This is a genomic window from Actinoplanes sp. NPDC051343, from assembly GCF_044455125.1.
Lineage (GTDB): Bacteria > Actinomycetota > Actinomycetes > Mycobacteriales > Micromonosporaceae > Actinoplanes.
This window is the reverse complement of record NZ_JBITEL010000008.1, coordinates 388,863-404,081: the sequence shown is the minus strand read 5'-3', so window position 1 is coordinate 404,081 and position 15,219 is coordinate 388,863. Positions and strand designations below refer to the sequence as shown.

Below are 15,219 nucleotides of genomic sequence, written 5' to 3'. Positions count from 1 at the left end.
AGTGGCCGCGGTCACCGGTCACGATCGCCAGGTCGGTCTAATCCTTGGTCAACAACCACTCGATCAGCCGGGCGGCGGCCGGTCCGGTGCCCTCGGTCGGGTGATCGGACGCGAACGCCTTCGCCGCGTGCTCGTACTCGTCGGCGATCCGCGGCAGGTCGCCCACCGCCGCCGCCACCTCGTCGAACGTCCGCAGCAGCGGACCGGGCGCCTTGGTCTGAAGGTCGACGTTGAGCCCCGGCGAGGCCGAGTGCTGGGCCAGGTCGGGCACGTAGAGCAGGGCCGGCTTGCCGGTGGTGACGAAATCGGCGATCAGCGACGAATAGTCGGTGATCAGCGCGTCCGAGGCGAGCAGGAGCGCACCCACGCCCGGGTAGTCGGAGACGTCCACCGAGCCGTCGACCACGCCGAGGACGTCCTGGTCGAGCGTGGGATGACGGCGTACGAGAAGCCGGTAGCCGTCGGGCAGCGCCCGCGCCGTGGTGGTCAGGTTGAGCAGGCGACTGGGGTCGCTCGAACCGCGTTTGCGCAGCTCCATCGGGCGGCGGGTCGGTGCGTAGAGCACGAACCGGGTGTCGGCGGGCAGGCCGAGACGCGCCGCGACCTCGGCTCGGGCGTCCTCCGGCTGCCTCGCCCGGAGCACGTCGTCGGCGGGCCGGCCGTACTCGAGCACCGGGCCGTCGTAGCGGAATTCCCGGCGCAGCACCGGCGTCGCCGAATGGCCGGGCGAGGCCAGCGCGGTCCACTTGCCCGCGTCGGCCGTCAGCTGTTCGACGAGCGTACGACCGAGCGGGTGGGCGACCGCGAGGGTACCGATGCGGCTGATCGGCCAGCCGTCGGTCAGGCGCAGCACGACCTGCTGCGGGCGGGGCCGGAACCAGGGCGGCAGGTCGTCGTTGGTGACGATCCAACGCGAGTTGAGCAGCGCGGCCCGCCAGGCGTCGGTGCCGAGCACGACCGGCTCGGCCCCGGACGGGACGGGCTGGCCCCGCTCGGTCGTCCAGAGCGCGGCCGGGGCGTCCGGCCGGGCGGTCAGCTCGGCCAGCAGCGCGGCCGGATCGTCGGCGACGCGCCGGCCGGGCGCCCCGTCGAAGAGCACGACGTCGCGCAGGACCGGCTCGGTGAGGCCGGTCGAGGGCGGCTCGGTGGTCGTACCGACCGGTGCCGGGCCGACGAACAGGATCGCCCGCTCCTCCCCGGCGCCGCTGAGCACCCGGACGGTGCCGTCGGGCGCGGTCGAGGCGAGCGGCAGGACGGCGCGCGCGCTTCCGGCGAAGCCGAGCGGCGCGATGGTGGAGTGGTGCCGCCCGTTGCTCCGGAAGGCCATGTCCCAGGTGCCCTCGACCAGTGGCAGCGGGCCGGCCAGGCCGGGCATCGCCTCGGGGTCGACCTCGACCGTCCAGCGGCCGCCGGTGACCCGCAGCGGCAGCGTGCGGTCGCGGCGCCGGCCGCGGATGCGGAGCATCAGCTCGCCTTCGACGTCGCGGCCGCTCTCGCCGCGCAGCACGAGCACGCCCCGCGGGTTCCACGACACCTCGGTCACGACCGGGCCGAGCGGGCGCGTGCACACCGACACCTTCCCGGTGTCGGAGACCGCGGTGTAGACCTCGTCGGCAGCGGCGGCGGCCCGGGTCGGCAGGTATTCGTCCCCGGCGACCAGGCTTACCGTCTCGGTTCCGAGGACGAGGTCGACCGGGAGGCGCTGGGCGTAGAGGCCCATGGCGTGGTTGTCGTCGTCGGCACCGAGGGCGATCTCGGCGAGCGGGATGCGGGCCCGGAAACCGGGACCGTCGGTGACCTCGACCGGCACGGTGCGGGCGGCCAGGCCCTTGGCCCGGCGCAGCACCAGCTTGACTTCGCCGGCCGGGGCCGTGCGCAGCCGGCCCTCGAGCACCAGGTCGTCGCCGTCGCGGTGGCTGCCGATCAGCCACGCCTCGACCCGGTTGACGCCCAGGAACAGCTGGTTCTTCGACAGGTAGGGGGTGACCCAGACGCCCGGCGCGACGGCCCGGCGCGGGAGCACCTCGGCCCAGCCGTCGGGCACCCGGACCGGCGCCCGGTTCAGCTCGAGGTTGGCCGCGGTGGCGACGGCGATCCGCCAGGTGCTGTCGCGCCACGCCTTGCGGATCCGCATCATCGCCGGATCGATCGTCACGGTGAATCCCGACCCCGAGTCGGACCGGGCCCAGAGCGGGAGTTTGCGCCGGGTGCCGGTGCGGGCGAGCCAGAACAGCCGGGCCCGGCCGAGGCGGCGCGGTGCAGCACCGTGCACCGAGAGCGTGCCGGTCAGCTGGAGCTTGTCGCCCTGCCAGGTCACCGACTTGACGTGGGCGGCCAGCGGCGGCCGCTTCTTGGTCCGCGCGGCGCGGAAACCGGTGTCGAGCAGCTCGATCAGATCGCCCAGCCGGCCCTCGCGGATTAGCCGCCAATGCTCGCGGGCCGGCTGCGGAAGCCGGTCGACCGCGCCCGGGTCGAGCTCGCCGAGGTACGCCGTGGCGAGCTCCATGAACGTCCGCTGGAACTCGGGCGACGCACCGGGCAGAAATTTGAGGTAACTGCTGAGCTTGTCGCTGATCGCCTGTTCCTGGTAGACCCGCAGCAGGTCGTGGTGGCCGGAGCCGGCCAGCTTCTCGCGGGTCAGGTTGACCGAATAGAACCGGTCGACCAGGTTGCGCAGGTCGTGATCGGACTGGGTGATCGAGAGGACCGCGCCCTCCCGGACCCGCCAGAAATAGATCGGCTCGGCGACGATCGCGACCTTCGTGGCCAGCGCGTGGGCCGGCACGGTGACCGGCACGTCCTCGAAGAGGCGGCCGGGCGGGAACTCGAAGCCGTGCCGGTCGTAGAAACTGCGGCGGAAGAGCTTGTTCCAGATCGTGCGGTCGCGGAGCAGCTTGTGATCGCGGGAGACGTGCGCCTTGAGGTTGGTGGTGCTGACCGCGGTCTTGTGCGGCTCGCCCTGGTGGGTGCCCCGGGAGCTGAGCCGCAGCACCCCGCCGCTGGCGAAGTCGGCGCCGCCGGCCAGCGCGAGCACCAGCAATTCGTACGCATGGGCGGCCAGCACGTCGTCACTGTCCACAAAGGCGACGAACTCGCCCGTCGCATGCTCGAGCCCGTTGTTGCGGGCGATGCTCAGGCCGGAGTTTTCCTGGCGGATCAGCTGGAACCGCGGGTCGGCCCGCACGAACTCCTCGGCGATCGCCGCGCAGCCGTCGGTCGACCCGTCGTCGACCAGGATCACCTCGAGGTCGCGGTAGGTCTGTGCGCGCAGCGAGTCGAGGCAGTCCCGCAGGAAGGGCTCGACGTTGTAGATCGGCACGACCACGCTGACCAGGCCGGGAGTCATTTCTCCTCCAGGAAGACGCGTCGGACGACCCGCTCGGCGGCGTGCCCGTCCTCCAGCGAGCAGAACCGGTCGCGGAAGCGGGCCCGGTAGGCCGCCGCGTGTTCGCCGACGACCTGGCCGCTGTCGAACGCGTCGACCAACTCGTCGAACGAGCGGGCGAAGGTGCCCGGGTGATCGGTCGCGAGGTCGAACGTGACGCCACGCACCGCCTGGTAGACCTCCCAGTCCGGCGCGAAGATCACCAGCGGCTTGTCGAGCACCGCGTAGTCGAACATCACCGAGGAGAAGTCGGTGATCATCACGTCGGCGGCGATCATGAGCTGCTCGACCGACGGATGGGTGGAGACGTCGATCACCCGCGGGTGCTGGGGCGGGAAGCCGATCGAGTCGTAGAAGTAGTGCCCGCGCAGCAGCACCCGGGTGCCGGGCCCGAGCGCCTCGGCCAGCTCGTCGACGTCGAGCACCGGGGTGAAGGCGGCGTGCCACTCGCGGTGCGTCGGCGCGTACAGCACCACGCGCTCGCCGTCGGCGATGCCCAGCTCGGCCCGGGCCGCCGCGGTGTCCGCCGGGGTCGCCCGCGCGAGCCGGTCGTTACGCGGGTAACCCGTCTCCAGGGTCTCGCCCTTGATCGGGAACTGCCGGTCCCAGAGCAGCGTGGTGTGCCGGTTGGCGGTGACGCTGAAATCCCACTTGGCGATGTTGCGGCGCATGCGCTCGGCGTTGTAGCCGACCGTCGAGGCCGGGAACTTCGGCTGGTCCAGGCCCATGGTCTTGAGCGGGGTGCCGTGATGGGTCTGCACGTGGATCGCGCCGGGACGCTTCACCACCTCGGGCGGGAAGGTGGCGTTGTTGATCAGGTATTTGGCGCGGGCGAGGGCACGGTAGTAGTCCTTGGTGCCCGGGTTCACCGTCTTGACACCCGGTGGCACGGTGGCGCCGGGCTTGACCACCCAGACGCCCTTGACCGCGGGGGCCAGCTCCTGGGCCTTCTCGTAGATCGCCGCGGGGTTGCAGGCGTAGCCCCGGTACCAGTACGCCGCGTAGACGGCGAGGTTCTCGTCCATCGGACGGCCGAGTTCCCGTTTGTAGTAGCGGCTCAGCGCCCGCTTGCGCAGCCGCGCACGACCGGTGCCGACCACGTTGCGGGCCTTGCCCACCGCCGCGCGAGCCCGGTCACGCGATCCGAAGAGCAGCCGGTATGACCCGTAGGAGCCGTTCGCGATGGCCTTCATCCGGCGGCCGGTCGCGTCCTTGGAGTGCTTGCGGACCAGCTCGGAGAGCCGGTCGAACACCTGACGGCCGGTCTTGTCGTCGTCGAGGAGGTGGCGAACGGAGTTGACGGCCCGGTCGAGCGCCCGCCGGCGCACCTTCGGCTCGGCGGCCGCCAGGACGGGCAGGCTCAGCGCGGCGTCGAGTTGCGTGACGAGATCGGCGTGCCGGGCCGGCCGGGTGGTGCGGATCGAGCCTTCGCGGTCGAGACGATGGATGTAGCACGGCGGTTCGACGGTCGACACCGTCTGGGCCTGGGCGAGCACCGCATAGCCGAACGCCACGTCCTCGTACCAGCCCTCGCGGAAGCGGATGCCGGCGTCGAGGAGGAACTGGCGGCGGACGACCAGCGCGCCGAGGGGCGGCGCGGCCCGGGTGAGAGCACCGGCGCCCAGGACCACCTCGCCCGGCGTCCTCCACCGGGTCACCGATCGGTTCCAGCGCTCGCGGGCCACGCCGACGACCAGTACGTCCGGCTTCTCTTCGCGGAGCTTCGTCTCGATCACGGCGAGCGCACCGGGCACGATGCGGTCGTCGCCGTCGACGAACCAGACGTATTCACCGGTGGCCCGCTCGAGGCCGGCATTGCGGGCCGCGCCGGGGCCGCCGTTGGCCGTCCGGTGCGTCACGCTGAGTCGCGGATCGGCGGCGGCTCGCTCGTCGAGCACCTCGCCGCCGTGGTCGGTCGAGGCGTCGTCGACGGCGATCACCTCGGCGTCGACGGTCTGCTGAAGCAGAAGGGAATCTAGAGATTCGCCGAGATAGCCCTGCACATTCCATACGGGCACAACGACGCTGACGAAATTCGGCATGGGTGAACGCAGACCGTCCGTACGAAATCGCGAGGGGAACCCCGAGGTTAGCACCAGGTTGTTTCGGGACCGAGTCGTCGATTCGGGGCCACCGGACCGTTACGCAAAGTGACGGGCGTCGTCACGGTAGCGTCATCTGCAGGGCAAGAGGCGTTCACGCGAGCGTGGCCGCTTGTGTACCATCTCTTCCCACCGTCCGCCACGTTCAGCCACACTTGAGAGTGGAGTCATGCGTCTTTCGGTCGTAGTTCCTTGCTACAACGAGGAAGACGTGATCGACACGTTCGATGCACGGGTTCGCTCGACGCTCAACGGGCTCGGCATCGAGCACGAGCTGTGCTACATCGACGACGGCAGCTCGGACGCCACGCTCGAGCATCTACGCTCGCTGGCCGCCCAGAACGAAGACACCACCCGCTACGTCTCCTTCAGCCGCAACTTCGGCAAGGAAGCGGGCATGCTGGCCGGCCTGCGCGAGGCCACCGGCGACGCCGTGGTGATCATGGACGCCGATCTGCAGCACCCGCCGGCGCTGCTCGAGCGCATGCTCGAGCTCCATGCCGCCGGCCACGACCAGGTCGTGGCCCGCCGCACCCGCGAGGGCGACCGGTTCGTCCGCAGTCTGCTGAGCCGCATGTACTACCGGCTGATCAACAAGATGGTGGACGTCGAGCTGACCGACGGCGTCGGCGACTTCCGGCTGCTGTCCCGCCGCGCGGTCGACGCGCTGCTGTCCCTGCCGGAATACAACCGGTTCTCCAAGGGCCTGTTCGCGTGGATCGGCTTCGACACGGTCACCTTCGACTACCGCAACGTCGCGCGGGAGGCGGGCGCCACCAAGTGGCGGTTCAGCAGCCTGCTCAACTACGGCATCGACGGCCTGATCTCGTTCAACAATCGCCCGCTGCGGCTCGGCATCCACGTCGGCTTCGTCCTGAGCGGGCTCGCGGTGCTCTATGCCGTCTGGACCACCGTGGCCGCCATCATCGGGGGCATCAGCCAGCCCGGTTACGTGACGCTCATCGTCGCCATCGCCGGACTGGGCGGCCTGCAAATGGTGATGATCGGCCTGGTCGGGGAATACATCGGGCGGATCTATTACGAATCCAAGCGCCGGCCACACTTCCTGATCAAGGAGACGAACGTGCCGCGTGACACCTTCCGCGGCCCGGGCGCGGGCGTTCAGGCCGTCCTCTCGCGGAGCACGGTGATTCCGCAGGAACGCTGGCCGGCCGAGACGCCGACGACGGTCGGGCCGACCGCCTGATGCGGGCCCACCTGTTCCAGATCACGAAGTTCGCCGTCGTCGGTGTCATCAACACCGGCACGTTCTACGCGATCTATCTGTCGCTGCACCCCTGGATGCCCTATTACCCGGCCTACGTCATCGCCTTCCTGGTGAGCATGGTCGGCTCGTTCTTCCTCAACACGTACATCACGTACCGCACCAAGCCGACCTGGCGGAAGTTCCTGCTGTTCCCGCTGACCAACCTGACCAACTTCGTCGTCACGTCGGTGGGCGTTTTCGTGCTGGTCGAGTGGTTCCACGTCGGCGAGCGGATCGCGCCGCTGCTGGCCGCGATGGCCGCGATCCCGGTGACCTTCGTGCTCTCCCGGCGCATCCTGACCCACCGCGACGGCGACGCCGCCGCGCCGCCGACCGAGCCGGAACGCGTCACCGAAGCCGCTTGAGCCGGTCCACGTCGTACCACTTGGCCGTGCAGGCGGCGACCCAGTCCCGCGAGTACACCGAGGTGTAGAACGGCTCGGCCAGGTTGGCGATGTTCAGCGGCCGGTACGACACCGTGGTCGCACCAGCCGCGGCCTGCTTGTTGATCCGGCTGTTCTGCTTGTCCCACTTCGCCGCGCGGGTCGTCGCGGCGTCGTGCAGGTTTTCCACCCGCGGTGTCAGGGAGACCACGCCGGCAAAGGCGAAAGCGGCCGCGAGAGTGGCGGCGACCAGGCCACCGACGAGAGCGCGCGAGCCCGCACGGCTCTCCAGCACCCTCCGCAGCGCCCGCCCGGCCACGACCCCGTAGGCGCACAGCGTGAAGACCATCGGCGCCACGAAGCTGAACCAGGTGCGGTAGTACGTCCAGCCGGTCGGTCCGTAGCCCTGCCGAACCCCGAGGATGATCACGAACGAGGCGACCAGGACGACCGGAATCGGCATGAGGAACGCCACGACCTTGAGGAACAGCACCGGCCGGGGCCGCTCCGAGTCGACGTCGCCCTCGTCCGACGCCCGGCCGGTCACCAGCAGGCCGACGGCCAGGCCGATCGCGACGGCCGCCAGATAGGTCCACTGTGCAGCCAGGATGTGGACCACCTTGAGCCAGTCATGGTACGAACCCTGCAGGTTGGCCGCCGAGAGCAGTGGCGCGGCGTCCGGGTTCTGCGCGCGGCGCCACTGGGCGCCGGGCGAGGTGAACAGGACGGCATAGCCGGCGATCAGGCCGACGCAGGCGGCCACACACCAGGCGAAGGCGTACCACCGGCGCACGAAACGGAACCACGGGAGGACCAGCAGGCCGGCCGCGGCGGCGGCGAGCCCACCGATCACGACGAACGGCTCGTTGAGCGTGCCGAGGAAGAACCCGACGAGAACCGCCACGCCGAGCGAGACGCCGCGGACCCACGACCGCCCGGAGCGGCCGCACCAGAGCGCCAGCGCCACGGTCCACAGGGCGATGACGATGGGCAGCGTGTGCGAGATCGTCGCCGGCGCCCACAGCAGCGCCTGATAGGGGTTCTGCGCCGCCGCGAAGAGGAGAACCTCGGTCACCCCGGCGATCGCGGTCAGCAGGAACAGCGGCACCCGCCAGCCGATCAGGATGCTCAACTCGCGCAGCAGCAACACCATGCCCACCCCGAACGTGACAACCAGGAACGCCGGCAGCAGCTTCATGCCGGTCACGCCGTCGACGTCGACCAGCCCGCTGACGAAGGCGTTGGCGATCCGGCCGTTCTGCGTCTCGTAGAAATCCTTGGTGATGCCGAAAACGCCCATGTCGCGGGTCTTCCACAACGCGCACCAGTCGTCGGACGTGGGCCGCACGAAACGGCCCAGGTAGCCCAGGGCCACCAGCAGCCCCGCCGACACCACAGTCACGGCGCTGGCGATCGCCTGGAGCGTGAAGCGATACCAGGTCGGAGGCACGTTACTTTTCCCCATCCGGCGAAGGGCGCTGCGGTGAACGCAGGGCGTCCTGAGTCAAGACCGGAGGGAGTGTAAAGGATTCTCACGTCTGCCGGGGGACCTGGTGTTTTTCCTCAGTGGAGGTCGGGGAGCACCTTGCCGCGCTCGGCGAACCAGGCCAGGGAGTCGCGAATGCCGTCGGCGACCGTGTGCTCGGCCCGCCAGCCCAGCAGCTCGGCCGCGCGCGTGCTGCGCGTGTAGGCGCCGGCGGTGTCGCCCGGACGCCGGGGCGCCCGCTCGATCGCCACGGGCTTGTCGACGACCTCGTTGAACGCGGCGACGAACTCGAGCACCGTGGTGCCCGTGCCGGTGCCGAGGTTGATCACCTGGTAGCGCGGGTCCTCGCCGACGAAGACCGAGTCGTAGACCTCGATCGCACGGACGTGGGCGGCGGCCAGGTCCCACACGTGGACGTAGTCGCGCAGGCCGGAACCGTCCCGGGTCGGGTAGTCGACCCCGGTCACTCCGAACGCCTCGCCGTTGCGGTAGGCCTCGACCAGCTTGCCCAGGGCGTGGCTGGGCGCCGGCACCTGCAGGCCGGTGCGCATCTTGGGATCGGCGCCGATCGGGTTGAAGTAGCGCAGCGAGAGCACGCGCAGCGGGGTGCTGACGGTGATGTCGCGCAGCATCTGCTCGACGAACTGCTTCGTGCGCCCGTACGGGCTCAGGGCCGCGACGCCCGAGTTCTCGTCGACGCTGAAGTCGTCGCCCGGCTCGTAGATCGCGGCCGAGGAGCTGAACAGGAACCGGGTGACGCCCTTGCCGATGAGGTGGTCGACGAACTCCAGCGTCTTCGCGACGTTTTCCCGGTAGTAGTGGATCGGGCGCTCGACCGACTCGGGCACCACGATCAGCGCCGCGCAGTGCATGACCGCCGAGATGTCCGGGTGGTCGGCGAAGATCTGGTCGAGGACCGCGCGGTCGGCGATGTCGCCCTCGTAGAAGGGGCGCCCCTCGGCGAACTCGCGGCGGCCGGTGACCAGATTGTCAAGGATTACCGGCTGGTGGCCCGAATCGATGAGACAGGACGCGATCGTGCTGCCGATGAACCCTGCGCCCCCGGCAATGAGCACCTTCACGTAATCTTCCCTTCATCCACCGCACGGGCGTCCGAGCGTATCCGATCGTTTTCCACTGCACGAGTTACCGGGAAGCCGTCGACTGGACGCCTACCGCTAATTTGGATGCAACGTGGCGGTAATTTACTATGCCCGCCACCGCATCTCGGCTGCTCAGCGGCCATTTCATTCGGTGCTCAAGTCCATCAGAAGGGACCGCTAGCCGTGACCCCGACGACCTCCCGGCCCGATGTCACGGTTGTGGTCATCGTCTACAACGACGCAGCGCGCATCGAGACAGCGGTGCAGTCCGTCCTGCATCAGTCGCTGCGCAGCCGCGAAGTGATCGTTGTCGACGACCACAGCACCGACAACACCCCCGAGGTGATGGAACGGGTCGTCGCGCAGCATCCCGACGACGTCCGCTACATCCGCCTCCCGGCCAACTCCGGCCACTGCGGCGCGCCGCGCAACGCCGGCGTGAAGCAGGCCCGCGGCCGATTCGTGATGTTCCTCGACAGCGACGACACGCTCGATCACCACGCCCTGCGCAACCTCGTGGCGATGGCCGAGGAGTCGGGGGCCGACATGGTCGTCGGCCGGTGCGTGCGGCACGACGTGTCGACCGGCGTCGAACAGTCCTGGATGCCCTGGCTGGTCAAGAACCGCGTCGTCTACGAGTCGCTGCGCGACCAGCCCGACCTGCTCTACGACGTACTTTCGACGAACAAGCTCTACCGCCACGACTTCCTGATCCGGGAAAACCTGGTCTTCCTGGAGAACCGCTACTACGAGGACAACGTCTTCTCCGCCCACGCCTACCTCACGGCCAAGCGGATCGCCGTCATCCCGCAGCGGGTCTACACGTGGAACGTCGAGCGCAGCGGCGCCTCGCTGTCGATCAGCAACCGGCCCCGCGATGTGCGCAACCTCACCGACCGGATCGCGGTGACCGAGCAGATCGACGCGTTGCTCGACAGCCACGGCACGCCGGAACTGCGGCTGCAGAAGGACATCCGGTTCATCGACAACGACCTGCGCACGCATTTGAGCAGCATCCGTGACCTGCCGCTGGCCGCCCAGCAACAGATGATCGAGATCGCCCGGCCGTACGTCAACGGCATCAACCCGGAGGCGCTCCGGCAGGCCAAGCCCCTCGGCGCAATCGCGGCGTACATGGTTCGCCAGGGTGACGCCCAAGGCGTCGTCGACGCCTACAACTACATGGTCTACAAGCCGCGCCGGGCGCACCTGACCACCCCGCTCACCGTGCACGACGGACGCGTCTACTGGTCGGACCGCTATCTTGACGATCCTCTCGGCAAAGAGATCCTCGACGTCACCGAACTCGGCCTCCAGGACAAGCCGCTGGCCAACCTCGATCTGGGCACCGAGGTCACGGCCGCGCGACACGACGGGCCGGCGGTGACCCTCACCGGCAGCGTCGCCAACCCGCTGGCCCGGTTCGACGGGCATGCGATCAAGGCCGATCTGGTCATGCGCGACCGGCGCAACCGCCGCCGCCAGTTCGTGACCAAGACCAAGGTCGAGAACGCCGGCGACGAGCTGACCTGGACCGCGACGATCGCCCCCGACCGCGCGCCGCGCCCGCTCGGCGTGATCGACCCGGTCTACTCGTTCACCCTGCGGGTCAAGGCCGGCGGCGAGACCTTCAGCCTCCAGCTGTTCGCCACCGACGAGGTGCTCGACGAGTTGCGGCTGCCCGTGCGGCCCCGGCTGACCCAGTGGGCGGGCGACCACATGGAGGCGTACCGCACCGACAACGGCAACCTGGCACTCCGGGTGGCGGCCGAAGGCCGGCGTGCCCGCACCGGGGCGAAGGTGCTCAACCGGCTCCGGTCCCAGCCGCTCGGCGCCCGCGCCTGGAGGAAAGCCGCAAGCGTCCGCAAGAGCCTCGAAGAGCGGATCAACGACCGCGCGACCAAGATGTCCTGGTACGAGAACGTGTTCTCCCGCCTGCCGATCAGCAAGCGGACGATCCTGTTCGAAAGCCACATGGGCAAGCAGTTCTCGGACAGCCCGCGCGCCATCTACGAGGAGCTCAAGCGTTCGGGAGCGCCGTTCCGCGCGGTCTGGGCCTTCACCGGCGAGCACCCCAACGGCTTCCCGGCCGACGTCAAGCTGGTCCGCCGCATGTCGTACCCCTATCTGCGCGAACTGGGCCGGGCGAAGTACTGGGTCGACAACCAGGGCTTCCCGCACGACCTGCGCAAGCGCTCGGGCACGACCTACATCCAGACCTGGCACGGCTCGGCGTTCAAGCGGATGGGTTTCGACGAGTCGAAACTCAAGAGCCAGACCGCTGCCGAGCAGCGGCGATTCCAGGGCGCCATCGATCGGTTCGACATCTTCCTCGTACGCACGGAGCACGACGTACGCACTCTCACCAAGGGCCTGCGCGTGAACGCCGAGCTGATGCGCGTCGGCTATCCCCGCAACGACGTGCTGATCAAGCAGGACAACCCGGAAGAGCTGGCCGCGCTGCGCAAGTCGCTCAACCTGGTCGGCGACGACCGCAAGATCCTGCTGTACGCGCCCACCTTCCGCCAGCACGAGATCGGCTGGGGATCGAAGGGTCTCGTCCTGCCGTTCTCCCTCGACCACTTCGTGGAGCGCTTCGGCAACAAGTACGTCCTGCTGATCCGCCCGCACTACCTGGTCAAGTTCGCGCTGCCCCCGGGCTACGCGCACACCGTGCGCAACGTCGCCAACGTGCACGACGTGACACCGCTGATGCAGCTCTCCGACGCGGTGATCACCGACTACTCGTCGGTCATGTTCGACTACGCCGACCTCGACCGTCCGATGGTCTTCCACGTGCCGGACTACCAGGACTACGTCGACAAGAGCCGCGGTTCCTACTTCGACCTCGCCGAGGTCGCGCCGGGCCCGCTGACCCGGACCGAGGACGAGCTCTTCGACGCCCTCACCGACCTCGACGCCCTCAAGGACCGCTACGCCGAGCAGCACCGGGCCTTCGCGGACCGGTTCTGCGAGTACGACACCGGCACCGCGGCCAAGGCCGTCGTCGACCGTTTCTTCTCCGGAGGACGCCGTGGCTGAGCCGCGCGACATCTTCATCGTCACCAACGCCGTCTTCGAACTCGGCGGCCTGCAGCAGTGGGCGCACGAGATCTCGCGCCTGCTGACCGGGCGGGGCCACCGCGTCCAGCTGATCGGCGTCGAGCCGGCCCGGGTGGTCCGCGGCTACGGCTCCGACCTGCCCTACCCGACCCGCACCCTGCACGACGACTTCCTGCCGCCCAAGCCGAAGGTGAGCGGGTTGCACGCGCTCAACCCGGTCGACCGGGTGCGTCAGCGGCGGCGGGACGCCGAGATGGCCCGGGGCGTACGCCAGCTGTCCGCGCTGTTCCGTGCGGCGCAGCCGGGTGCGGTCGTGATCGCGGCACAGATCTGGGCCGGTGAGTGGGTGGCCGCGGCCGACACCGACGGCATGATCGTCATCGGCATGTCCCACGAGTCGTACCAGGCCACGCGCAGCAGCTCGCGCTACGAACGGGTGCAGCGCTACTACGCCGACGTCGACATCCACCTCACGCTGACCGACGCCGACGCCGACGCCTGGGCGCGCGCCGGCATGTCGAACATCGGGTCGATGCCCAACCCGATGATGGTCGAGCCGGCCAACCTGCCGACGCTCGACGAAAAGACGATCATCACGCTCGGCCGGCTCTCCCACGAGAAGGGCATCGACATGCTCCTCGAGGCGTGGGCGCTGGTCGGTCCGCAATACCCGGACTGGGAACTCAAGGTCTTCGGCTCCGGCCCGGACGAGTCACAGCTGCGTGCCCAGGCCCGCGAGCTGGGGCTGGACGACACGCGCATTCTCCAGGGCCGAACCGACAACATCGACGCGGCGCTCAGCTCCGCCTCGATCTACGCGCTGCCCTCCCGCCAGGAGGGCTTCCCGGTCGCGGTGATGGAGGCCATGGCGTACGGGCTGCCCACGGTCGCTTTCGACTGCGCGCCCGGGGTCACCGAGCTGATCGAGGACGAGGTGAGCGGCGGCCTGGTCGTGACGCCGGGCAACGTGCCCGGCATGGCAGCCGCCCTCGAACGGTTGATCAAGGACCGGGACCTTCGCGGACGGCTGGGCGAGGCCGGGCAGCGGTCGGTGCAGCGCTACTCCCCCGACCACATCCTCGACCGCTGGGAAGCGCTCTTCGCCCTGCTGGAGCGCTGAGGAGTGCAGGCTGTTCTGGCCACCCTCGGCTACGTCCTCTCGCCGGACCGCAAGCACGTGCTGATGATCCGGCGGGACACCCGGCCCGACGACATCCACTACGGCTACTACAACGGGCTGGGCGGCAAGCTCGAGCCCGGCGAGGACGTCGCGAGCGGGATGCGCCGGGAGATCCGCGAGGAGGCCGGGCTGGAGTGCACCGGCCTCGACTTCGCGGGGACGATCTCGTGGCCCGGCTTCGGCCGGGACGGCGCCAACTGGTTCGGCTTCCTCTTCCGCGTCCACGGGTGGACCGGCGAGCCGCTGACCGGCAACGACGAGGGCAGCCTGCACTGGGTCGAGGTCGAGGACATCCTGGCCCAGCGCGTCCCGATGTGGGAGTCGGACCGGCACTTCCTGCCGCTCGTCTTCGCCGACTCCCCCACCGTCTTCCACGGCGTCATGCCCTTCGCCCAGGGCAAGGCCGTCAGCTGGTCCTACTCAGAGCTCTAGAACCGCACTTCGCCCGTCGACGTTATGGGGCCCCGAAAATTCAGAGGCGAAGCCGAGCAATTTTCGGGGCCCCATGACGTCGACCTCCCGGGGCGAAGTGCCCGCCGAGCGGAGCGAGGCCATGAGCACAGTCAGAAGCGGGGCATGCCGCCGAACTGGCGGTCTCCTGCGTCGCCCAGCCCGGGCACGATGTACATCTTCTCGTTCAGCTCCTGGTCGATCGCGGCGGTGACCAGGCGCAACGGCAATCCGGAGCTGGCCAGCCGCTCGATGCCCTCCGGGGCGGCCAGCACGCAGCAGATGATCACGTCGGTGCAGCCGCGGTCGACCAGCAGCTTGCAGCAGTGGATCAGCGAGCCGCCGGTGGCCAGCATCGGGTCGAGCACCAGCACGGGCAGTCCGGTGAGGTCGCCCGGCAGCGACTCCATGTAGGCCCGCGGCTCGAACGTCTCCTCGTCGCGGGCCAGGCCGACGAAGCCCATCGACGACTCGGGTAGCAGGGCCAGCGCCGCATCGGACATGCCGAGGCCGGCCCGCAGCACCGGGACGATCAGCGGCGGGTTGGCGAGCCGGATGCCCTCGGTCGGCGCGACCGGCGTCTCGATCGGGTATTGCTCGATCGGGAACGTGCGGGCCGCCTCATAGACCACCATCGTGGTCAGCTCGTGCAGCGCGGCCCGGAACACGCTCGGGTCCGAGTCGGCCTTGCGCATCGCGGTGAGCCGGGTCTGCGCCAGCGGGTGATCTACGACCAGTACGTCCACGGGCTCAACCTACCGGTCCTTCAAGATCAACTGTCAGTGGGCCGCGTAGAATCG

The 15,219-nt window shown here is 69.4% G+C and carries 10 protein-coding genes; 5 read left to right on the top strand and 5 right to left on the bottom strand.

Features of this window, described 5'->3' with window-relative positions; translation table 11 throughout:
- Positions 1-37: 37 nt before the first annotated feature.
- The gene (locus ACIA5C_RS27580) at positions 38-3,346 is read right to left on the bottom strand and encodes a CDP-glycerol glycerophosphotransferase family protein (protein WP_396059516.1); all 3,309 of its coding nucleotides are present in this window, start codon (positions 3,344-3,346) and stop codon (positions 38-40) included.
- Entirely contained in the window at positions 3,343-5,427 is a 2,085-nt protein-coding gene (locus ACIA5C_RS27575) for a CDP-glycerol glycerophosphotransferase family protein (protein ID WP_396059514.1), read from the bottom strand. The genes ACIA5C_RS27580 and ACIA5C_RS27575 overlap by 4 nt, the downstream gene beginning before the upstream one ends.
- Before the next feature lie 229 nt (positions 5,428-5,656).
- Here ACIA5C_RS27575 and ACIA5C_RS27570 point away from each other — a divergent pair, with 229 nt between their 5' ends.
- Positions 5,657-6,694, top strand: a complete 1,038-nt coding sequence (locus tag ACIA5C_RS27570; protein ID WP_396059512.1) for a glycosyltransferase family 2 protein — start codon at positions 5,657-5,659, stop codon at positions 6,692-6,694.
- Complete coding sequence (locus tag ACIA5C_RS27565) at positions 6,694-7,119, top strand: GtrA family protein (protein WP_396059510.1); 426 nt, start codon at positions 6,694-6,696, stop codon at positions 7,117-7,119. Before ACIA5C_RS27570 ends, ACIA5C_RS27565 begins: the two co-directional genes overlap by 1 nt.
- On the opposite strand, the gene ACIA5C_RS27560 is transcribed toward ACIA5C_RS27565, so the two are convergent.
- Together ACIA5C_RS27560 and galE are read right to left on the bottom strand one after the other, a co-directional pair.
- Positions 7,103-8,587 (bottom strand): DUF6056 family protein, encoded by a 1,485-nt coding sequence (locus ACIA5C_RS27560; RefSeq protein ID WP_396059508.1) that lies wholly within the window; start codon positions 8,585-8,587, stop codon positions 7,103-7,105. The genes ACIA5C_RS27565 and ACIA5C_RS27560 overlap by 17 nt on opposite strands.
- Before the next feature lie 113 nt (positions 8,588-8,700).
- Entirely contained in the window at positions 8,701-9,705 is a 1,005-nt protein-coding gene (galE, locus tag ACIA5C_RS27555) for a UDP-glucose 4-epimerase GalE (protein WP_396059506.1), read from the bottom strand.
- 204 nt (positions 9,706-9,909) lie between these two features.
- On the opposite strand from galE, the gene ACIA5C_RS27550 reads away from it, so the two are divergent.
- Genes ACIA5C_RS27550 through ACIA5C_RS27540 form a run of 3 tightly spaced genes read left to right on the top strand, consistent with a single transcriptional unit; the run spans position 9,910 to position 14,401 of the window.
- A complete protein-coding gene (locus tag ACIA5C_RS27550) occupies positions 9,910-12,768 on the top strand; it encodes a CDP-glycerol glycerophosphotransferase family protein (RefSeq protein ID WP_396059504.1) in 2,859 nt (952 codons plus the stop codon).
- Complete coding sequence (locus ACIA5C_RS27545) at positions 12,761-13,909, top strand: glycosyltransferase (protein WP_396059502.1); 1,149 nt, start codon at positions 12,761-12,763, stop codon at positions 13,907-13,909. The genes ACIA5C_RS27550 and ACIA5C_RS27545 overlap by 8 nt, the downstream gene beginning before the upstream one ends.
- A gap of 3 nt (positions 13,910-13,912) precedes the next feature.
- On the top strand, positions 13,913-14,401 hold the full coding sequence (locus ACIA5C_RS27540) for an NUDIX hydrolase (RefSeq protein WP_396059500.1): 489 nt from the start codon (positions 13,913-13,915) through the stop codon (positions 14,399-14,401).
- 131 nt (positions 14,402-14,532) lie between these two features.
- Here ACIA5C_RS27540 and upp read toward each other — a convergent pair whose 3' ends face one another.
- Complete coding sequence (upp, locus tag ACIA5C_RS27535; protein ID WP_396059498.1) at positions 14,533-15,165, bottom strand: uracil phosphoribosyltransferase; 633 nt, start codon at positions 15,163-15,165, stop codon at positions 14,533-14,535.
- Positions 15,166-15,219: the final 54 nt, after the last annotated feature.